We start from the raw sequence: 20,030 nt of genomic DNA on the forward strand, positions 1-20,030 counted from the left end.
TCCAATAAATTTCGAATTTTTTCTACATTTGAGAGATGAAAAATGTAATCGCTTTTTTCTTGTTCATGCTTTTCTTCTCTGGGAGTCTTATTCCCAAAGTGGGCTTGGAGCAATCTTTTAAAGCGAATGAACTACTCAAACATTTTCAAGATCACAAAAAAATCTCTGGCGCTACCTTCCGCTTCATCGATTTCCTTTGGATGCATTATGCCGCAGATTCTAAGCACAACAAAACGACCAAACATCCTAGTTTGCCGCATTTTGATTTCTCGGGTTCCGCAGGTTTTGTGCTTCCTCTTTTTCAAATACTTTTACTCATTCCATTCGTTTTATTAGCGATTCGTCGTTTACGAATGTTTTGGGAAAATCAATACCAATTTTCATTGGAACGTGTATTAATTGCGCCTCCCCGGGCATAAGAAGATTGTTTTTCAATTTTCTTACGTAATAATACACTATGATTAATTCCATCATTTCATTCAGTATCCGCAACAAACTCGTTGTCGGTTTATTTGTCTTAGGGCTAATATTTTGGGGAGGCTATTCTCTCAGTAAATTGCCTATCGATGCCCTTCCGGACATCACTTCGAATCAAGTGCAGGTCATCACGCAATCGCCCGCACTTGCAGCATCCGAAGTGGAGAAGTTCATCACCTATCCGCTCGAGATTTCGTTGCGGACTATTCCAAATGTCAAAGGTATTCGTTCTGTTTCCCGTATGGGACTTTCCATCATCACAGTTGTATTTGATGATGCCGTCGCCATGGATGTGGCGCGCCAACAAGTTTCTGAGAAACTTAAGGGGGCAGAACCGTATTTGCTACGAGGTGCCGGTGTTCCCGAAATGGCTCCGATTACAACAGGTCTTGGTGAGTTCTTTCAGTACACCTTGGAAGTTGATCCTGCATTTAAAGATCAGTATTCGTTATCCGACTTGCGAACGTATCAAGATTGGATAGTCAAACGTCAATTATTAGGAATTCCAGGAGTTGTGGAAGTTTCTTCTTTTGGAGGGAATTTGAAGCAATACGAAGTTGCAGTTAACCCCGAAAGGCTTCGTGCCATGCATGTGACGGTCAATCAAATCTTTACGGCCTTAGAAAACAATAATTCCAATTCGGGAGGTAGTTACCTCGAAAAAGGGACCGATGTGTATTTCATCCGAACGGAAGGTATGCTCGCGAGCCTAACTGATGTAGAGAATGTCGTGGTAGATCAAAGAGGCCCTGCCGGAACGCCTATTCGCGTGAAGGATGTTGCGACGGTTCAGTTTGGCAAAGCGGTTCGCTACGGTGCCATGACACGAAACGGAGAAGGCGAAGTGGTAGGTGCGGTGATGTTACTACTCAAAGGTGCCAGCGCGAATGAGGTTGTGAAGGATGTGAAAGTCCGCATGGAAGAAATTCAAAAAACGATGCCACAAGGGATTAAAATCGTTCCTTTCTTAGATCGTAGCGTTCTGATTGGAAAGGCGATTTCCACGGTTGAAAAGAATCTAATCGAGGGGGGGCTAATCGTCGTTTTCATCTTGGTATTATTGCTTGGTAATTTCCGTGCAGGTTTAATTGTGGCCTCTGTTATTCCCTTGTGTTTGCTTTTCGCTTTTGCGATGATGCATATTTTTGGGGTTTCGGCCAACTTAATGAGCTTAGGGGCCATCGATTTTGGTTTGATTGTCGATGGAGCCGTCATCATTGTTGAATCCATTATTCATCGACTCCATGCACATAAAAAAGGAGAAGTCCTTTCACAACATGAGATGGATGAAGAGGTTGGAATTTCTGCCAAAGCGATATTCCAGTCGGCAGCTTTTGGGGTCATCATCATTTTGATTGTGTATTTCCCAATCATGGCTTTAGGGGGAATTGAAGGAAAAATGTTTAGACCGATGGCTCAAACGGTAAGCTTTGCCATTGTGGGAGCGTTGATTCTTTCCTTAACCTATGTGCCTATGGCATCTGCTTTATTTTTAAGCAAAAAGATTGACCATAAGGTTACGATTGCGGATCGTATTATGAATGCGATGTTTAGCCGCTATAAACCGATGGTGGATTGGGCGTTGAGCAAGCCGAAAATAGTAATGATACTATCTTCTTTACTCCTCGTAGGAAGTGTGGGCTTATTTACCACCTTGGGTGGGGAATTTATTCCAGAATTGAATGAAGGGGATTTTGCGGTGGAGGTTGTATTGCCTACCAACGCCTCTTTGAGTCAAAGTATTCATGTGAATACGGAGGCACAAAAATTGTTGATGAAGCAATTCCCGGATGAAATTAAGCAAGTTGTTTCTCGAATAGGGGCTTCCGAAATACCTACGGATCCCATGGGAATTAATGCCTGCGATTTGTTAATTATTTTGAAAGAGCCTTCAGCATGGAAAAAAGCGCATAGTCCTGAAGAGCTGGAAGCGAAAATGGATGAAGCCTTAAATGCTTTTCCAGAGGTTAATTTCGAATTTACCCAACCGATTCAAATGCGTTTTAATGAATTGATTGCTGGAGTTAAGTCGGATATCGCGATCAAGATTTTCGGAGAAGATTTAGGTTTGTTATTCGAGCATGCCACAGAGGCATCTCGCTACATCCGTAAAATCGATGGGGTAGGTGATATCAAAGTACAGCAGATTGATGGGATTCCGCAATTAGTCGTGAAATTTAATCGGGCCAAATTAGCCCAATATGGACTGAATGTTCAGGCGATAAATCAATTGATTAAAACAACTTTTGCTGGTGAAACGGCTGGAATTGTGATGGAGGGAGAAAAGCGATTTGATTTGGTTGTACGGATGGATTCCTTGCACCGACAAGACATTCAAAATCTCCGCGAATTGTATGTAGAGTTACCCAATGGAGGCCAGATTCCATTGCAAGAGGTGGCTGAGGTTGATTTCGAAAACGCACCTGTGGAAGTTTCACGCGATGATACGCACCGCAGAATTACGATTGGAATCAATGTTCGAAATCGCGACGTGGAAAGTGTTGTGGCTGATATTCAAAAAGTCATGAAAGAAAAGGTGGTATTGCCAGCGGGTTATTATGTGACCTATGGAGGAACCTTTGAAAATTTACAAGCTGCGAAATCTCGGTTGGCACTCGTTGTGCCTATTGCCTTGGTCTTAATCTTCGTACTCTTGTTTTTCACTTTTCAATCCTTTTTAGAGGCATCCATCATTTATTTGGCCATTCCTTTATCGGCAATCGGTGGGATTTGGGCATTATGGTTGAGAGGAATGCCATTCTCCGTTTCTGCGGGAATTGGTTTTATCGCCTTGTTTGGTGTCGCGGTGCTGAATGGGATCGTGCTATTATCATTCTTTAAGCAGTTGGCAAATGAAGGCCTCTCTGTCGAGGAGCGTTTACAAAAAGGGCTAGCCTTGCGTTTCCGTCCTGTCATTATGACGGCAGCCGTTGCCTCTCTAGGTTTCTTGCCGATGGCCCTAAGTACTTCACCGGGAGCGGAGGTGCAAAGACCTTTGGCAACTGTTGTAATTGGTGGATTGATCACGGCGACTTTTTTAACTTTGGTTGTGATACCGGTGGTTTATTCGATTTTGATGGGTAGAAAAGAGCGCAAAGCAACAAGTGCTTTACTGGTTTTATTCTTTTTAGGATTAGGCCTATCAAACGCTCAAGCACAAACCCCTAAGTTAAGTTTGAATCAGTGTGTAGCAGAGGCGTTGCAAAAGAACAGTTTGATTCGCTCAGGAGGTTTGGAGGTTCAAACGGCTGATGCGCTCATTGCCACGGGTCGAGAGCTTCCCAAAGGGACGCTTGATTTTCAATATGGCAAAACGCAAACCTACTTTAGTCAGGATTACACGGTCGTGGCCAACCAAAGTATTCCATGGCCTAGTTTATTGAAAGCGCAAGTCAAAGCGTTGAGTTCACAGAAAATGATTGCTGAGAAACGTTTGGCCATCACAAAAAGCCTCGTGGCCGCTAGCGTGAAATGGTATTATTACCAACTATTAGTCCAACAAAAGCAGTCGGCGTTCTTGAAAAAACAAGATAGCTTATATGTCCAAATGCGACGAGCTGCCAGTTTGAAGTACAAGGAAGGTGAAACGGGGAAACTTGAATTTGTTGCTGCAGAAGCGCGTTTGCGTGAATTTCAGCAAAAGCAAGCTGCGTTGAGCTTGGATATGAAGGCCAATTATGCACAGCTAGCTTATTGGATTAATCATCCTACACCTTTTGAAATCCAAGGAGATGAATCAATCACGATGACGCTTCAGAAAGGGAAAGATATTGCCTCGATGCCGGCCATCCAGTTGTTTGACGAGCAAATTCAACACGGAAAATTGTTGACAGATGTAGAACGCCATAAGCTCTTGCCTGACATTCGGGTAGGGGCCGTTACGCAAAGTATAGAAAATTATACGGGTCAAAATTTTATCCAGGCGGGGATTTCCATTCCTATTTTTGCCAAAGCACAAAAGGCTCGTATCAAAGCTGCTGAAAACAATGAATTGTATTTGGCGAGTCAAAAAGAACAAGGCATATCTCAGCTTAGTGCTGAATTGTCTAGCCAGTTCGTTCAATTGGAAAAGCATTTGAATGGAATTAATTATTTCCAACAAACCGGCTTAGCACAAGCGGCATGGTTGGAATTAACCGCCTTGAAAAGTTACCAACAGGGCGAAATTGAATATGTGGAGATGTTGCAAAACACGCAGCAGGCTTGGCAAATTCGTGAACAATATTTACAAGAGGTATTGGCATATAATCAGTCAATCGTACAAATTGAAACCATTTTAGGAAATGAATAAGTTAATCGCATTATCATTGGTCATTTTGTTGGCCAGCTGTGGAAAAGAAAAAGCCACTGAAACCAGCGCAGTTAGTACTGCCATTAAATTGACCGCCGAGCAAAAACAAAATGCAGGCATTGAGTTCGGTACATTGGAAGAGAAATCTATGGCCGAAAGCGTATTCTGTACAGGTTTAGTGGATGTCCCCCCAATTTCATTGGCTTCGGTATCCTTGCCTATTGCGGGTTATGTCAAGTCTACGATTGAGGTTTTACCGGGTAAGCAGGTTTCAAAAGGGCAGGTATTAGCCACCATCACAAGCATGGATTATATTCAGATGCAACAAGAATATTTGCAGGCGCAAAGCCAAATGAGTTTGCTGACGAATGAGCGTTCGCGCCAACAAGTTTTGCAGCAAGAGGAGGTGGGGTCTAAGAAAAAATACCAACAAGCGGAGGCAGAATTGGGAAATCTTCAGGCCGTTTCGCGTGCATTAGCGATGAAATTGGAAATTTTAGGTTGTGATATGCAAGCTTTGGCACAAGGGAAAATGAGTTCGAACCTGACGCTGAAGTCACCTATCGATGGCTTTATTCAGGATCAATCCTTGGCGATAGGCAAATATATTACGCCAACGGATGTTCTGGTTAAGATTGTGGGTGTTGCGCATAAGCATGTGGAACTGAAGGTTTTTGAGCGGGATCTCGCTAAACTTAGAATTGGTCAAACCATCCAATTTGAGGGAGATGGAAACAAATCGACGGGGAAAGTATTCTTAGTGGGCAAGCAAGTGGATATGAATACACGCCTGACACCTGTTCATGGGCATTTTTCGATTGACTCGGATGAGCAAAAGTTCACCGTAGGCCAGTTTGTCAATGCCATCATTCAAGTGGGCGAACAAAAGGTTTTGAGCATTCCTCAAGCGGGCTTGGCACGCGTGGGCAAAGGAGGCTACATTTATGTTGAGAAAACAGATGGTACGATGGCGCAAATTCCAGTTGAGGTCAGAAGTGCAGATATGGAATGGGTGGGGATTCGCCCTACAAAGGAAATGCCGGAAGGAAAAGTGGTCATCCGTGGTGCATCAGCTTTGGAGGCTATTTTTGCGAAAGACTAAGGCAATAGGCCCGACCAGGTTTGAAAGGCTTTCCAACTTTCAGGTAGTTTGACTTCTTGATCAAATAAACCAAAGATTGTGGAGCCTGAGCCACTCATCGCCGCATATTGTGCGCCTAGGGCATATAATTCATTTTTGATTTCCACTAATTGTGGATAAGTAGGGAAGAGACTATTTTCAAAATCATTTGAAATGGTCTCTTTCCATGTTTCTAAGGGTTTTGTTAATTGCTTCTCCCAGTTTTTACGGGCTTTTTTAGGCTTAATTCCTGCATAGGCTTCTTGCGTCGATATACCAAAATTGGGGTAAACCATCACCAAAAACTTCCCTGTTAATGATAGTTCAATCGGGGAGAGAACATCTCCTTTCTCAGAACCTAACTGGGCTTGATTGAATAAGAAAAAAGCACAATCACTTCCTAGTTTTTGGGCATAGGGAATCAAATCGACGTTTGTTAAAGGCAATTTGAACATGTCACGAAGTCCCATCAAGGTGAATGCCGCGTCGGATGAACCGCCTCCTAAACCCGCTCCCATGGGGATGACTTTATGTAGATGAATATGAACCGGGGCTATATTGAAAGCCTCTATTAACAGCATAAATGCGCGGTAACATAAATTAGTTTCCAATTTTCCCGAAATAGCTAATCCAGATGTGCTGAATTCAAAGGTGCTGCTCGGTGTGATTTCTAAAATATCCGACCATGGCGCAGGATAGAAACACGTCGATAGATTGTGAAAACCATCCGTTCTTTTTTCGGTAACATATAGCCCTAAATTGATTTTGGCGTTTGGAAATAAGATCATAATTAGTCTTCTAAAGTGTTACTGATGCCGATGACTTTTAATAGCAGGTTGATGAAGAAAAGGAGAAAGGCCAATTGGAAAAATAAAGGTGCGGCTGATTGATGTTCAACATCTTTGATTAACAATTTGCGTGATTTTTCCATGATATCAATTTCTTTGAAAACGGCTTGCAAGGTTTGTTTGTCAGTTGCCCGGTAAAACTTTCCATTGGAATGTTGGGCGATTAACCGCAAGGTGCTCTCATCCACCGGGTCTAGGCTTGCTTTTAAACTTCCTACGGCAATCGTGTAAACTTTTATTTTAAAGGTTTTCGCTAATTCGGCAGAGGTGAGTGGATCTAAATTTCCGGCCGTATTATTCCCGTCGCTGATTAGAATAATGATTTTTTTAGGATTTGCTTCCTCTCGAATTTGATTGATGCACATTCCGAGCGCATCGCCCAATGCGGTTCCTTCTTCGGTGATATCTTGATTCGACAAGCCTCGCAATGCATAGGAAAGGAAGCTGCTATCGGATGTTATGGGACTTGCTAGGTAAGGAGCACCAGCAAAGGCAACGAGGGCAATTTGATCATAAGTGCGTCCTAAGATAAATGCTTGAGCCGTTTGTTTCGCGATGGCTAGGCGGGAGGGTTGAACATCTTTGGTCAACATTGACGAAGAAATATCAAGTCCCAAAGCGATGTCCACCCCTTCTTGCTGTATGCGCGTATGGTAGATGGATTTATAGGGATCTGCGAGTGCGATGATCAGTGAAATCATGCATAAACTCAAGACGGCGTCTGGCAAAAATGTCAGGATACGGGTTAGTTTATGTTGTTTAAAAGGGGCTTTGAATGAAAGGACAATGCGTGCCTGATTTTTTCTTTTGACTAATAATCGGATAAGGATGATAATCAAAGGCAATGGTAATAGGTATAGGTAGAGTGAATTTTCCCAGGAATAGGAAAAAATCGATTTTAACTGGTGCCAAGAATAGAAGAGGTTGAATTTCATGATCGCTTGACTTCTTGGTTAATTTTCGCTCTTTCTTGTAAATAAACGGTTTCGGCTATCTCCAGTAATACCTTGATTGCTTCCAAGGTTCGGGCAGAAAAATTACCCCCATAAATCGCGGAATCCACTTCTTGTAGGGTTTTCTCCAAGCGTTTGTCGGGTAAATTGTCGACCATTTCGGTGGTTGTGAAAGTCGCGAATGGGATATCCGTCATTTGCTCCAAGTAATTTTTCCAAAGTGCTGCCGCGTTCTCTAAATTCTGTAAACCTTTAGTTGAATTTGAAATATTACGCATGAGGCGCTGATAAGCACGTCGAAACTCTAAATTCTTTCTCCAAAGCAGGTAAAGTTTAAAGCCTTGCCGAATCCGATTGCCCAATAACCAATAAATAAGCCCCAAAGCAATTAAAATACTGAACGCACCCAAGGTTAAATTCCGTAAATCTGGCTTCGGTTTTAGGGGACTAATGGGAATGGTTTGAATAAGCGAATCTATATTTACCTGCTTAGCATTTGGCATCAAGCGTTTCAAGTATATCGTATCCTGAGCGGCTGAAACAAATGTACAATCCTGTTCTGTTTGGATAGCAACAGGGATGCGCAGGGTTTGATAATCTTGAATCGTGAATTGCCGAAACGTGTACACAGCCGAATCCACACTGATATTCCCGTCCGTCGTTTTCGTAGGGAAATAGTCTTTTTTTATTGGCTTGAAAACGCCATAGGTTTGATTGATGCTCGGGAAAAAAATCTCTTGCTGGGCTGTATGCGACACGCGCAGCACATAATGAATGTCCTGTCCTATTTTCGCTGAATCTTCTAAAAAGCGACCTTGTACTCGAATGGCTTGTTCTTGCTGCATCATTTTCGCACATTAAAAAGTTTCACCAATGCTGGAACAAAATCTTCTCCGGCGCGGATGCCAACATAATCAGCTTGCCATTGTTTGCAGGAATTTTTTAGCGCATCATACGCTTGGAAATTATCTTTTAACTGCTCACGAAAAGTGCTCGCAGAGGTATTCACCCAAGTAGTTTGTCGGCGCTCAGGATCGTATATAGGAACAATTCCCATTTTCGGCAATTGAGATTCCATGTTGTCCTGAAAATGCACCACGACCAAATCGTGTTTTGAGGCTAATGCCCTCAATAAATCTTGGTAGTTTTCGTCGATAAAGTCTGATAAGACAAACACGAGGCTTTTGCGTTTTAGGGCTTGCAGGGTAAACTTTAGCCCCGCTTTTAAATCCGTGCCTAAACCGACAGGTTCTAATTTGAATATTTCGGAAATGGTTTTGTACCCATGTTTTTTCCCGGCACCCGTTGCCATAAACTTCTCATTTTGGTCGGAATATGCACAAAACCCTATATGCCCAGCTTCTTGCATGGCGGAGAAGGCGAGCACACCGGCAACTTCCTTGAGGGTGTTTAGTTTGCTTTTATTTCGTTTTCCTACGAGTTGGGAGGCACTAACATCTAATAAAAAGAAAACGGTTTGTTCTTTTTCCTCTTTAAAGAGCTTAACAAAAGTGCCATGGCCTTTGGCTGTTGTGTTCCAGTCGATGTGGCGAACGTCGTCGCCGTAATGGTATTGTCTGAGGTCACTAAATTCCAATCCTGACCCCTTAAAAATAGAGGAAAAGTTGCCGTGCATTTGGGTGTTTATCGCCTTACGAATGCGAATTTCCAGTTGTACAATGCGAGAAAGGAATGATTGAATGTCCACTTCTGTTTGCTGAAATTTAGCCTTAGAATCTTGCTAAATTACCTATTTTTTGAGCATTTTGGATGAAAAGCGAGAAAAGCTTTCTAATTTGTATCAAATTTGGTTTATGCGATTTTACATTTTTATTCTCTTGTTGTTGTGTTGGGCCTGTTCGGATTCGACTCCCACAAATAGGCTTTCAGAAGACCAAATGGCTGACATTTTAGCGGATATTCATTTGGATGAGGGCAAAGTTAGCGCGATGAATATTGTGAGTGCAGATACTTCGGTTATTCTTTATAACCGCCTGGAGCGCGCGACATTAAAAAGGCATGGCATCGACTCTACGCGATTTGCTAAGAGTTTTGCTTCCTATGTACAAGAGCCGCAGGATTTTATTGATTTATACAAAAAGGTGAATGCGGCCTTGGCCAAAAAGCAACAATCGAAAAAATAGGATGAAAATTCTACTCATTTTAATCTTGTTTAGTACTTCTGTTATGGCACAAATTCCATTTATTCAAGGGCATCGTGGTTGTCGGGGATTATTTCCAGAGAATTCTTTGCCTGCTTTCCAGCATGCGCTGGATCTAGGCGTGCGCGTATTGGAAATGGATGTTGTATTATCTGCCGACGGCAAAGTGGTCGTAAGTCATGAGCCTTACATGAATGCGCGTTATGCGAGTCATCCGTCGGGCGAGGCTGTCATTCGATCGGAAGAATCGACCTTGAATTTATACCAAATGCCTTATGCGGAGATCAAACGTTTTGATGTGGGGAAGCGAGGAAATAGCTTGTTTTTAGAGCAGAAAGCGGTGCCAACGTATAAACCCTTGCTTGCTGAGGTACTCGCATTGGGTGAAGCATTTCGCAAAAAAACTGGGGAGGCTGTTTATTATAACATAGAGATTAAGTCGGAGCCAGGGGAATACGGCAAATCCCAGCCGGCAACTGTGAAGGAGTTTGCTGACGTGGTGCAGCGTCAGATTTATAAATATGTGGCTAACGAATTTTTCATATTACAAAGTTTCGATATGTCTGTTTTGACCTATTATCACCAAACGTATCCCGAAGTACGCTTGTCGGCCCTCGTAGAATCCGAAAAGCCACAATTTGTATTGGATACCTTAGGCTTTACACCTTCGATTTACAGTTCGAGTTATCAATATTTGACAGCTGACATGATTCAGTTTTGTCATGCCAAAGGCATGCAGGTGATTCCTTGGACAATAAATACCAAGGAGCAGATGCAGCAATTTATTGCTTTAGGGGTTGATGGCATCATCACTGACTATCCAAACCGCGCGCCCAAGATTCATTAATTATGTCCTTGTTTAACGAGACTTTATTGTGGTTTATGAAGCGGCGGATGCCGCGGATTGAGGCAATTTATGAGCGGCCTTTGGACTTGCAATTTGATGGATTAAGTCGATTAATTACGGAGGGACGAGAAACGGAGTGGGGGACGAAATATGGGTATGAGGATTTTACCTCTTATGAGACGTTTCGCCAAAGGGTACCTATTTCGACCTATGAAGAGCTTTTTCCCTATATCGAGCGGATGATGCAAGGGGAGCAGCAAGTGTTGTGGTCTACACCGATTAATTGGTTTTCTAAATCCTCTGGTACCACGAATGCACGGAGTAAGTTTATTCCCGTTTCGAAGGAATCGTTAGAGGAGTGCCACATGATGGGCGGGAAGGACATGATTACGTTATTGATTCAAAATAAGCCTGAGACGAAGATTTTTGAAGGCAAAGGCCTTTCGATTGGAGGAAGCTTAACTTCGGATTCCATGAATTCGAGCATGTTGATGGGGGATGTTTCAGCCGTGGTGATGAAGAATTTGCCTATTTGGGCACAGATGATTCGGACGCCTTCTTTGGATGTCGCATTAATGGGTGATTGGGATCAGAAGATTGAGAAGATGGCGCTGGAGACATCGCAGGAAAATGTGACGAGTATTTTGGGGGTTCCTACTTGGACATTGGTGTTGATCGAGAAGATTTTGGAAATAACGGGCAAGCAATCCATTTTGGAGGTTTGGCCAAATTTTGAATTTTTGGTTCATGGAGCTGTAGCTTTTGGGCCTTACCGGGATTTGTTCAAGTCGCATATTTTTCCATCTTCGGAAGTTCGCTTTCTGGAGATTTACAATGCATCGGAGGGATTTTTTGGCATTCAGGATGATTTGAATCGTCCAGATGAGATGCTGTTGATGTTGGACTACGGCATTTTTTATGAATTTATTCCGATTGGGGAAAAGGGTGAGGAGCATGACTCGATTGTTCCATTGGAGCGGGTTGAGTTGGGGGTGAATTATGCGGTCGTGATTACGACAAATTCTGGTTTGTGGAGGTATAAGATTGGAGATACTGTGCGTTTTACTTCTTTGAGCCCTTATCGCATCAAAATTTCAGGGAGAACAAAGCATTTCATTAATGCATTTGGGGAAGAACTAATTATTGAAAATGCAGAACAGGCTGTCGCGGCGGCATGTCGGGCGACAGATGCCGAAATTAAGGATTATACGGCGGCGCCGGCCTATATGGATGGTGGAAAACGGGGAAGTCACGAATGGGTGATTGAATTTTCGCGTGCGCCAAAAGATTTGCGTACCTTTGTGGCTGTGTTAGACGAAACCTTGCGTGCGAACAATTCGGATTATGATGCGAAGCGTTCTTATGATTTGGTTTTGGGGTCACCTAATATTCATGAAGCACCTGCAGGTACATTTTATGCGTGGATGCGGAGTCGAGGTAAATTAGGGGGTCAACACAAGGTGCCTCGTTTGAGTAATCACCGCGAATTTTTAGAAGGAGTTTTGGCTCATATTAATCAATAACATGGCTTTAAAAGAAACAATTGAGGCAGGCATCAAAGATGCTATGCGTGCAAAAGATGCAGATCGTTTACGTGCGTTACGTGCGATTAAATCGATGATTTTACTAGAGGAGACTTCGGGCTCGAATGCAGATGGCCTTTCGGCTGATGCGGAAATGAAGATTTTGATGAAGGCTGCTAAGCAACGGAAAGATTCGTTGGACGTGTATGTAACTCAAAATCGTCCGGATTTAGCGGAGAAGGAACAAGCTGAATTGTCGATTATCGAAGAGTTTTTACCCAAACAATTATCTGAAGAGGAATTAACGACGCGCATTGCTGAAATCATTGCGGCTGTAGGCGCTACGAGTCCAGCTGATATGGGTAAGGTGATGGGTGCGGCTTCGAAGCAATTAGCAGGTTTAGCTGATGGGAAGGCGATTTCGGTGAAGGTAGGCGAATTATTAAAAAAATAGATGGAAGTGACGAAACGGGCGATACGGAATTTGAGTTTGGATGCGTTGAAGCAGGAAATGCTTCAGCATGGGGAGCCTGCGTTTCGTGCCAAACAGGTTTATGAATGGATTTGGAAGAAGTCGGTGCGCTCGTTTGAAGCCATGGCGAATATTCCAAAAACAACTCGTGAGTGGTTGGAGACTGAATTTGATTTACAATGTGTGACGACTGCGGAAATGCAGGTGAGTACGGATCGGACGATTAAGTCGAGTTTTGCGCTGCATGATGCACATTTGATTGAGGGGGTGTTGATTCCGACGCGTGAGCGTATGACGGCATGTGTTTCGTCGCAGGTGGGATGCTCATTGACCTGCAGCTTTTGTGCGACAGGTTACATGGATCGGAAGCGGAATTTGGAGGCATTTGAGATTTATGATCAGGTGGTGCTGATTCGTGATCAGGCGCAGGAGAAATATGGGATTCCTTTGACCAATATTGTTTATATGGGGATGGGGGAGCCTTTGTTGAATTATGCCAATGTGTTAGCTTCGATTGAGATGATTACTTCGCCGGAAGGTTTGGGGATGGCATCTCGTCGAATTACGGTTTCGACGGCTGGAATTGCGAAGATGATCAAGAAGTTGGGGGATGATCAGGTGAAGTTTAATTTGGCTTTATCCTTACATGCGGCGAATGATGAGAAGCGGAATCGCATTATGCCGATCAACGAGTCGAATACGTTGGAGGCCCTTTCGGAGGCTTTGCGGTATTTTTACGAGAAGACGGAGAATGAGATTACGCTCGAGTATATCATGTTTAATAAGTTCAATGATTCGGTGGAAGATGCGAAGGAATTGTATGAATTCGCGCGTCACTTGCCGTGTAAGATTAACATTATTGAATATAATCCGATCAAGCAGGCAGATTTTGTGAATGCAGAGGCGGATGCTTTGGCGAAGTTTACGGCGTTCTTAGAGAGTAAGAAAATGATTGTGAATGTTCGTCGGTCGAGAGGCAAAGATATCGATGCGGCCTGCGGGCAGTTGGCAGGTAAAAAATAAGCCATGAACGAGCTTTTTCCCATATTTTTAAAGTTGGACCGTTTGAACACGCTTGTCGTGGGTGGAGGGAACGTGGCTTTGGAAAAAGCTTCGGCTTTGTTGCGGAATTCACCAAGTGCTCAAGTGACAATGGTCGCGCCAATGTTTCGGCCAGAGACGTTGGAGTTTTTGAATGAATATCCGCAGGTATTGGTATGTGAGCGGGCGTTTGAGTTATCGGATTTGGATGGTCGGGACTTGGTAGTTTGTGCGACGGATAATCGGGAATTGCATGTTGGGATAAAGGCAGCGTGTGTCGAACGTCATTTATTGTGTAACGTGGCGGATACGCCGGACTTATGTGATTTTTATTTGGGGTCGATTGTGCAGAAGGGTGATTTGAAGATCGCGATTTCTACGAATGGGAAGTCACCTACTTTGGCGAAGCGAATTCGAGCATTTTTGGAGGATGTGATTCCGGATGAGATACAAGAGGGTTTGGAGGGAATGGAGGCGGTTCGAAAGACGCTGAAGGGGGATTTTCAGGCGAAGATTAAGGCCTTGAATGAGCTGACGAAAGATTTGGTTTTTCGAAAGTAGCATCCTTTACCTTTGCCAATCCTCCAAGGTTTGGCAAAGGTACGGGTGAGATTCCAATTTTTTTTGATTTCTGTGCGATTACCAAGTTCTTGGTAAATTGATTTAATCGTATTTATTTTTCGTGTGAGGTGCCTAGTTTTAGTGAAAATCTAATCACTATACTATGTCACATTTATCTCATTATTTGACTCGATTTCATTCGGGGAACTATTATCATATTTATAATCGGGCGATTGATCGGAAGCTGATGTTCAAGTCGCGCTCGAATTATCATTATTTTATGCATTTGTGGAAACGCTACCTGGGTGGGTATTTGGATGTAATTTCGTACAGTCTAAATGCGAATCATTTTCACTTTTTGGTTCGGGTGCGGTATTTTAGTGCGGAACAGTTGAAGGGTCGCACGGAGCATGAGTTGGTCGCTGAGCGGCTAAAAATATTTTTCAGGACTTATGCAATGGCGTTTAATAAGCGGCATACGCGGACTGGGTCTTTGTTTGAAGGGCCATTTAAGCGGGTATTGATTGGAGATAATCATTATTTGACTTATCTGATTCAGTATATCCATGTGAATCCTGAGAAGAATAAGCTGTGTGCTGATTTTAGAACTTGGGATTGGAGTTCATATAAATATATTGTTAAGCCAAGTGATTCTGTTGTAGATCGGAACTTTGTGATTGAATGGTTTGGGAGTCTTTATGAATTCCAACAATTTCATTTGAACGAAAATCAAGAAGTTGATATTCGCTCATTTTTATCAGATGATGAAGATTAAAAAAACTTTCCTCCGTGTACCTTTGCCAAACCTTGAAGGATTGGCAAAGGGAAAAAAAAGGGGGCTGCACAGCAGCCCCCTTTTGAATTAAAAACCTCGAAAGATTATAAGTATTGATTCGCATTCGTTGCGTTCAAGTCTTCGAAAGCTGTTTTTAAACGAGCTACCAAAGTTTCTTCGCCCTTACGTAACCAAACACGTGGGTCATAATATTTCTTGTTTGGAGAATCGTCGCCCGTTGGGTTACCGATTTGACCTTGCAAGTAAGCTTCGTTCGCTTTGTAGAAGTTTAAGATACCTTCCCAGAATGCCCATTGTGTATCTGTGTCAATGTTCATTTTGATAGCACCATAAGATAAAGCTTCACGGATTTCTTCGCGAGAAGAACCTGAACCACCGTGGAATACGAAGTTGATTGGCTTCTCAGCAGTTAGGCTATACTTTTCTTTGATGAACTCTTGAGAGTTTTTCAAGATTACCGGTTGTAATTTTACGTTACCTGGTTTGTAAACGCCGTGTACGTTTCCGAATGCCGCAGCGATTGTGAAACGGTGTGAGATTTTGCTCAACACTTCGTAAGCGTAAGCAACTTCTTCGGGTTGTGTATATAATTTAGATGAATCAACGTCAGAATTATCAACGCCATCTTCTTCACCACCTGTAACACCTAATTCGATTTCAAGTGTCATGCCCATTTTAGACATGCGTTTTAGGTATTTTGCACAGATTTCTAAGTTTTCTTCCAAAGGCTCTTCAGACAAATCTATCATGTGAGAGGAGAATAATGGTTGGCCTGTCTCCGCGAAGAATTTTTCACCTGCGTCCAAAAGACCGTCGATCCAAGGTAAAAGTTTCTTAGCACAGTGGTCAGTGTGTAACACAACTTGAACACCGTAAGCTTTCGCCATTTGGTGAACGTGGTAAGCACCTGAGATAGAACCTGCGATTGCAGCTGCTTGATTTTCGTTTGAAAGGGTCTTTCCTGCGTAGAAAATACCGCCACCATTTGAAAATTGAATGATTACTGGAGAGTTAACAGCTTTAGCTGCTTCTAATACAGCATTTACTGTATCTGTACCGGTAACGTTTACTGCAGGTAATGCAAATTGATTTTTCTTAGCGATTTCAAATAACTCTTGAACCGCATCTCCATGCAATACTCCTTTTTGTGTGGATAAACTTGACATAATGATTTTTTTTCTTGGGAAATAAATATAAAGTACCTGATATTCAGCAAGTAATGGCCAAAAATACTAAAATAAGTTCAATTTCTAGGCAACAAAATGAGAAAAATACAATTTTAGGAGCTAGGGGTCAGTTGTCAGTAGCCTGTGATCAGTCCGTAGTCCGGAGGGAGGTAGTCAGGAATCAGTCGTCAGTCACTAGTCGCTAGTCAAGAGTCCAAAGTTAGTAGTTAGTGTTCAGTAGTCAGTGATCAGTCCGGAGTCCGCAGGGAGATAGTCCGAGGTCCGCAGGCAGTTCTCAGTTGCCGTGGTCAGTCCGGAGGGAAATAGTCCGAAGTCCGGAGGCAGTTGTCAGTTGCAAGTGGTCAGTCCGAAGGGAAATAGTCCGAAGTCCGGAGGCAGTTGTCAGTTGCAAGTGGTCAGTCCGAAGGGAGATTGTGGGCTGTATTTTGTTAGGGCAAACTACTATTATGAAATGCGTAATATTTTTATTGCCTGATATAGTTACCTTACTACCTCCGGACTATTTCCCTCCGGACTGACCACTGACCACTAGTGACTGACGACTAATGACTAGCGACTTTCACCTAATTCCCTGATTTTCAAAATATTTTTACTCAACCTCTTGCACGTAATATATTTTTCTGTACCTTTGCACTCCCGTTCGACAAACGCAGTTTTCAATTCCGAAAGAGGTTGGCAGAACTTCTCGAATTTATTTTAAACACAAAAATGCGGGTCGAAACAGGGTTTAAATTGAGGTAAGCTCGATTTTTGTGTCAGAACTGGTATTGGTTAGTACAAGTTGAATGCCCAACGTATTAATTGAATATTAAGCTACACAGAGTGATTTTCACTGTTATCCACAGTGACTCCACTTTGTCGCCTTGTACCAATTCTGCTTTTAATTTATTGTTGATTCCTATATCGTTGCGAAACGATTTTGAATAAAAGTCTTACAACAAGCCTTGATCGCCTTGTAAGCATATTTTTTAATAAATATAAAAATACTATGTCTGGAATTATTGGTAAAAAAATCGGAATGACCAGCCTATACATGGAAGACGGAAGATCTGTCGCATGTACGCTGATTGAAGCCGGACCTTGCGTGGTTACGCAAGTGAAAACCGTTGAGAAAGAAGGCTATAATGCCGTTCAAATCGGTTATGGTGAGAAGAAGGATAAGCACACAACAAAATCTTTGTTGGGGCACTTCAAAAAAGCTAACACCACTCCTAAGAAAAAACTTGTTGAGTTTCGCACGTTTGAGCAGCCTTTAGCATTAGGGGATGTTTTGACTGTTGAGATGTTAGAAGTAGAAACGTTTGTAGACGTGGTAGGTACATCGAAAGGTAAAGGTTTCCAAGGTGTTGTAAAGCGTCACGGATTTGCCGGAGTAGGTGGTCAAACACACGGTCAGCATAACCGTGGTCGTCACCCAGGTTCGATCGGTGCGTGTTCATTCCCATCGCGTGTATTCAAAGGTTTGCGTATGGCGGGTCGTACAGGAGGTAATCGTGTAAAGGTTCAAAACTTACAGGTTTTGAAAGTTTATCCAGAGAAAAACCTTTTGGTTGTATCGGGATCGGTACCAGGAGCAAAGAACTCATACGTAATCATTGAAAATTAAAATTCGGGCATAGCCTATAGACATTCTGAAGTATGGAATTATCAGTATATAACATCGCAGGAAAAGATACCGGAAAGAAAGTAACCCTTTCTGACGAGGTCTTTGGAATTGTTCCAAACGAGCATGTGGTTTACTTAGATGTGAAGCAATATTTAGCTAACCAACGTCAAGGAACACACAAAGCGAAGGAGCGTGCAGAAGTTTCGCGTTCTACGCGTAAGATTAAGAAACAAAAAGGTACAGGTGGCGCACGTGCGGGTTCTATGAAATCGCCGTTGATGAAAGGTGGTGGTCGTATTTTCGGTCCACGTCCACGTGATTACCATTTCAAATTGAATAAGAAAGTTAAATCTTTGGCTCGCCAGTCGGCATTAGCGGCTAAGGCGCAATCAGGCGATATCGCTGTTTTGGATACTGTATCATTTGATACACCAAAAACAAAAGCATATTTAGCGATGTTGAAGGCTCTTTCTTTGGACAACACAAAATCGTTATTGATCTTGAACGAGGTTGATAAAAACGTTGTATTGTCAGGACGTAACGTACCTAAAACAAAGGTATCGAATGCGGCAGACGTAAATACTTACGATTTAGTGAATGCATCGAAATTGTTAATTACAGTGGATGCGATCCAAAAAATTGAGTCAACATTTAATAAATAATTTACGGAGCTTCGGTTCTGTTTAAACGAAATAAACAATGGGCATTATTAAACGTCCGGCCTTGACTGAAAAGTCGCAAGCCATGCAAGAAAAAGGCAAATACGTGTTTGTGGTTGAATTGACAGCAAACAAGATTGAAATTGCCAAGGAGGTTAAAAAAATGTACGGAGTTGATGTACAAGATGTACAAACAATGCGTCAAATTGGAAAAGTTAAGTCCAAGAGCACACGTACAAAGGTTACTTCAGGACGCACGTCAACTTACAAGAAGGCGATCGTTACCGTAGCAGCAGGAGAAGTGATTGACTTCTACCAAGGAATTTAATACAAATAATTAAGGGGGTTCATCCCGATAAATTGAACTAATTAAATGGCAGCAATTAAAAAAATTAAACCAACAACTCCAGGACAGCGTCAGCGTATTGCGCCGACGTTCGAGGAGATTACTACGGACAAGCCGTATAAGCCCCTTTTGGAGCCTATTAAGCGTACAGGTGGTCGTAATGCGGATGGTCGTCGCTCGATGCGTTATATCGGTGGTGGTCACAAGCGTCGTTACCGTGTGATTGATTTTACACGTTCGAAGTTTGATGTACCTGCAACTGTTTTGACAGTTGAGTATGATCCGAACCGTACTTCACGTATTGCCTTGATCGAATATGCTGATGGTGTTAAGACATATATCTTAGCTCCGGCAGGAATTCAAGTAGGTCAAACAGTTATTTCAGGAGAGAAAGTTGCTCCAGAAGTAGGTAATACATTGCCATTGGCAAATATCCCTTTGGGTACTTTGGTTCACGCAATTGAGTTGCAACCAGGTAGAGGAGCTGAAATGGCTCGTTCTGCAGGAACATATGCTCAGTTATTAGCGCGTGATGGAAAATATGCTACGTTGAAGTTACCTTCAGGTGAGATGCGTATGGTATTAGCTCGTTGTGTTGCAACAATCGGAACTGTATCAAACTCGGATCACATGAACGTGAACTTAGGAAAAGCAGGTCGTCATCGTTGGTTGGGTCGTCGTCCACGTGTTCGTGGTGTTGTTATGAACCCAGTTGATCACCCTATGGGTGGTGGTGAGGGTCGTTCTTCAGGAGGTCACCCACGTTCACGTACTGGTTTATTGGCTAAGGGTAAGAAAACTCGTAATCCAAAGAAAAACACTAATCGTCTTATCATCAGTAGAAGAAAAAAATAGTAGATGGCACGTTCACTAAAAAAAGGTCCTTACATTGATTACCGCCTTGATAACAAGGTTCAAGTTATGAATGATTCTGGCAAGAAGTCAGTAATCAAAACTTGGTCAAGACGTTCAATGATTTCTCCAGATTTCGTTGGTCACACATTTGCGGTTCACAATGGTAACAAGTTTATCCCAGTTTATGTAACTGAGAACATGGTAGGTCACAAATTGGGAGAATTTTCTCCAACGCGTAACTTCCGTGGTCACATTGCGAAGAAAGACAAAGGTAAAAAGTAAAAAG

Annotated in this window: 20 protein-coding genes; 15 read left to right on the plus strand and 5 right to left on the minus strand. The window is 42.6% G+C overall.

Annotation, left to right across the window (positions count from 1 at the left end; translation table 11 throughout):
* Positions 1–35 precede the first annotated feature (35 nt).
* The 3 genes from SKC38_RS01895 to SKC38_RS01905 are packed head-to-tail and all read left to right on the plus strand — an operon-like array spanning position 36 to position 5,870.
* Positions 36–419: a hypothetical protein gene (locus SKC38_RS01895; protein ID WP_377974609.1), complete on the plus strand. Its 384-nt coding sequence runs from the start codon at positions 36–38 to the stop codon at positions 417–419.
* Positions 420–457: 38 nt separating this feature from the next.
* Positions 458–4,768: a CusA/CzcA family heavy metal efflux RND transporter gene (locus SKC38_RS01900; RefSeq protein ID WP_377974610.1), complete on the plus strand. Its 4,311-nt coding sequence runs from the start codon at positions 458–460 to the stop codon at positions 4,766–4,768.
* The gene (locus SKC38_RS01905; RefSeq protein WP_377974612.1) at positions 4,761–5,870 is read left to right on the plus strand and encodes an efflux RND transporter periplasmic adaptor subunit; all 1,110 of its coding nucleotides are present in this window, start codon (positions 4,761–4,763) and stop codon (positions 5,868–5,870) included. Before SKC38_RS01900 ends, SKC38_RS01905 begins: the two co-directional genes overlap by 8 nt.
* Here SKC38_RS01905 and ispE read toward each other — a convergent pair.
* The 4 genes from ispE to SKC38_RS01925 form a co-directional block, all read right to left on the minus strand.
* On the minus strand, positions 5,867–6,676 hold the full coding sequence (gene ispE, locus SKC38_RS01910) for a 4-(cytidine 5'-diphospho)-2-C-methyl-D-erythritol kinase (RefSeq protein ID WP_377974613.1): 810 nt from the start codon (positions 6,674–6,676) through the stop codon (positions 5,867–5,869). The genes SKC38_RS01905 and ispE overlap by 4 nt on opposite strands.
* 2 nt (positions 6,677–6,678) lie before the next feature.
* Complete coding sequence (locus tag SKC38_RS01915; RefSeq protein WP_377974615.1) at positions 6,679–7,437, minus strand: VWA domain-containing protein; 759 nt, start codon at positions 7,435–7,437, stop codon at positions 6,679–6,681.
* 230 nt (positions 7,438–7,667) lie between these two features.
* Entirely contained in the window at positions 7,668–8,537 is an 870-nt protein-coding gene (locus SKC38_RS01920; RefSeq protein ID WP_377974617.1) for a hypothetical protein, read from the minus strand.
* Entirely contained in the window at positions 8,534–9,397 is an 864-nt protein-coding gene (locus tag SKC38_RS01925; RefSeq protein ID WP_377974619.1) for a DUF58 domain-containing protein, read from the minus strand. Before SKC38_RS01925 ends, SKC38_RS01920 begins: the two co-directional genes overlap by 4 nt.
* A gap of 106 nt (positions 9,398–9,503) precedes the next feature.
* Here SKC38_RS01925 and SKC38_RS01930 point away from each other — a divergent pair, with 106 nt between their 5' ends.
* From SKC38_RS01930 to SKC38_RS01960, 7 genes are all read left to right on the plus strand, one after another.
* Positions 9,504–9,833 carry a DUF4296 domain-containing protein gene (locus SKC38_RS01930; RefSeq protein WP_377974621.1) on the plus strand — a complete coding sequence of 110 codons (330 nt, stop codon included), beginning with the start codon at positions 9,504–9,506 and terminating at the stop codon, positions 9,831–9,833.
* A gap of 1 nt (position 9,834) precedes the next feature.
* On the plus strand, positions 9,835–10,698 hold the full coding sequence (locus SKC38_RS01935; protein WP_377974623.1) for a glycerophosphodiester phosphodiesterase family protein: 864 nt from the start codon (positions 9,835–9,837) through the stop codon (positions 10,696–10,698).
* A 2-nt stretch (positions 10,699–10,700) separates the two neighbouring features.
* Positions 10,701–12,221, plus strand: a complete 1,521-nt coding sequence (locus SKC38_RS01940; RefSeq protein WP_377974624.1) for a GH3 auxin-responsive promoter family protein — start codon at positions 10,701–10,703, stop codon at positions 12,219–12,221.
* A gap of 1 nt (position 12,222) precedes the next feature.
* Positions 12,223–12,675 carry a GatB/YqeY domain-containing protein gene (locus SKC38_RS01945; RefSeq protein WP_377974626.1) on the plus strand — a complete coding sequence of 151 codons (453 nt, stop codon included), beginning with the start codon at positions 12,223–12,225 and terminating at the stop codon, positions 12,673–12,675.
* On the plus strand, positions 12,676–13,716 hold the full coding sequence (rlmN, locus tag SKC38_RS01950) for a dual-specificity RNA methyltransferase RlmN (RefSeq protein ID WP_377974628.1): 1,041 nt from the start codon (positions 12,676–12,678) through the stop codon (positions 13,714–13,716).
* Positions 13,717–13,719: 3 nt separating this feature from the next.
* Entirely contained in the window at positions 13,720–14,295 is a 576-nt protein-coding gene (locus SKC38_RS01955) for a precorrin-2 dehydrogenase/sirohydrochlorin ferrochelatase family protein (protein WP_377974630.1), read from the plus strand.
* A gap of 163 nt (positions 14,296–14,458) precedes the next feature.
* Positions 14,459–15,070: a transposase gene (locus SKC38_RS01960; protein ID WP_377974632.1), complete on the plus strand. Its 612-nt coding sequence runs from the start codon at positions 14,459–14,461 to the stop codon at positions 15,068–15,070.
* Between the two features lie 104 nt (positions 15,071–15,174).
* On the opposite strand, the gene fbaA is transcribed toward SKC38_RS01960, so the two are convergent.
* Positions 15,175–16,257 (minus strand): class II fructose-bisphosphate aldolase, encoded by a 1,083-nt coding sequence (fbaA, locus tag SKC38_RS01965; protein WP_377974633.1) that lies wholly within the window; start codon positions 16,255–16,257, stop codon positions 15,175–15,177.
* Positions 16,258–17,266: 1,009 nt separating this feature from the next.
* Between fbaA and rplC the strand changes: the two genes are divergently transcribed.
* Genes rplC through rpsS form a run of 5 tightly spaced genes read left to right on the plus strand, consistent with a single transcriptional unit; the run spans position 17,267 to position 20,026 of the window.
* On the plus strand, positions 17,267–17,884 hold the full coding sequence (rplC, locus tag SKC38_RS01970; protein WP_377974635.1) for a 50S ribosomal protein L3: 618 nt from the start codon (positions 17,267–17,269) through the stop codon (positions 17,882–17,884).
* 32 nt (positions 17,885–17,916) lie between these two features.
* A complete protein-coding gene (gene rplD, locus SKC38_RS01975; RefSeq protein ID WP_377974637.1) occupies positions 17,917–18,546 on the plus strand; it encodes a 50S ribosomal protein L4 in 630 nt (209 codons plus the stop codon).
* 37 nt (positions 18,547–18,583) lie between these two features.
* The gene (gene rplW, locus SKC38_RS01980; protein WP_315574829.1) at positions 18,584–18,871 is read left to right on the plus strand and encodes a 50S ribosomal protein L23; all 288 of its coding nucleotides are present in this window, start codon (positions 18,584–18,586) and stop codon (positions 18,869–18,871) included.
* A 45-nt stretch (positions 18,872–18,916) separates the two neighbouring features.
* A complete protein-coding gene (gene rplB, locus SKC38_RS01985; protein WP_377974639.1) occupies positions 18,917–19,744 on the plus strand; it encodes a 50S ribosomal protein L2 in 828 nt (275 codons plus the stop codon).
* Between the two features lie 3 nt (positions 19,745–19,747).
* Positions 19,748–20,026, plus strand: coding sequence for a 30S ribosomal protein S19 (rpsS, locus tag SKC38_RS01990; RefSeq protein ID WP_315574833.1), 279 nt, complete (start codon positions 19,748–19,750; stop codon positions 20,024–20,026).
* Positions 20,027–20,030: the final 4 nt, after the last annotated feature.

The organism is Aquirufa echingensis, from assembly GCF_042714525.1.
Lineage (GTDB): Bacteria > Bacteroidota > Bacteroidia > Cytophagales > Spirosomataceae > Aquirufa > Aquirufa echingensis.

Bases quoted from the DNA above. Each gene is read 5' to 3' on its own strand.
- rplW (WP_315574829.1), top strand. From the start codon at position 18,584: ATGGGCATTATTAAACGTCCGGCCTTGACTGAAAAGTCGCAAGCCATG.
- SKC38_RS01895 (WP_377974609.1), top strand. From the start codon at position 36: ATGAAAAATGTAATCGCTTTTTTCTTGTTCATGCTTTTCTTCTCTGGG.
- SKC38_RS01930 (WP_377974621.1), top strand. From the start codon at position 9,504: ATGCGATTTTACATTTTTATTCTCTTGTTGTTGTGTTGGGCCTGTTCG.
- ispE (WP_377974613.1), bottom strand. From the start codon at position 6,676: ATGATCTTATTTCCAAACGCCAAAATCAATTTAGGGCTATATGTTACC.
- SKC38_RS01960 (WP_377974632.1), top strand. From the start codon at position 14,459: ATGTCACATTTATCTCATTATTTGACTCGATTTCATTCGGGGAACTAT.
- fbaA (WP_377974633.1), bottom strand. From the start codon at position 16,257: ATGTCAAGTTTATCCACACAAAAAGGAGTATTGCATGGAGATGCGGTT.
- SKC38_RS01955 (WP_377974630.1), top strand. From the start codon at position 13,720: ATGAACGAGCTTTTTCCCATATTTTTAAAGTTGGACCGTTTGAACACG.
- SKC38_RS01920 (WP_377974617.1), bottom strand. From the start codon at position 8,537: ATGATGCAGCAAGAACAAGCCATTCGAGTACAAGGTCGCTTTTTAGAA.
- SKC38_RS01915 (WP_377974615.1), bottom strand. From the start codon at position 7,437: ATGATTTCACTGATCATCGCACTCGCAGATCCCTATAAATCCATCTAC.
- SKC38_RS01945 (WP_377974626.1), top strand. From the start codon at position 12,223: ATGGCTTTAAAAGAAACAATTGAGGCAGGCATCAAAGATGCTATGCGT.
- SKC38_RS01935 (WP_377974623.1), top strand. From the start codon at position 9,835: ATGAAAATTCTACTCATTTTAATCTTGTTTAGTACTTCTGTTATGGCA.
- rplC (WP_377974635.1), top strand. From the start codon at position 17,267: ATGTCTGGAATTATTGGTAAAAAAATCGGAATGACCAGCCTATACATG.
- SKC38_RS01940 (WP_377974624.1), top strand. From the start codon at position 10,701: ATGTCCTTGTTTAACGAGACTTTATTGTGGTTTATGAAGCGGCGGATG.
- rplD (WP_377974637.1), top strand. From the start codon at position 17,917: ATGGAATTATCAGTATATAACATCGCAGGAAAAGATACCGGAAAGAAA.
- rlmN (WP_377974628.1), top strand. From the start codon at position 12,676: ATGGAAGTGACGAAACGGGCGATACGGAATTTGAGTTTGGATGCGTTG.
- rplB (WP_377974639.1), top strand. From the start codon at position 18,917: ATGGCAGCAATTAAAAAAATTAAACCAACAACTCCAGGACAGCGTCAG.
- rpsS (WP_315574833.1), top strand. From the start codon at position 19,748: ATGGCACGTTCACTAAAAAAAGGTCCTTACATTGATTACCGCCTTGAT.
- SKC38_RS01900 (WP_377974610.1), top strand. From the start codon at position 458: ATGATTAATTCCATCATTTCATTCAGTATCCGCAACAAACTCGTTGTC.
- SKC38_RS01905 (WP_377974612.1), top strand. From the start codon at position 4,761: ATGAATAAGTTAATCGCATTATCATTGGTCATTTTGTTGGCCAGCTGT.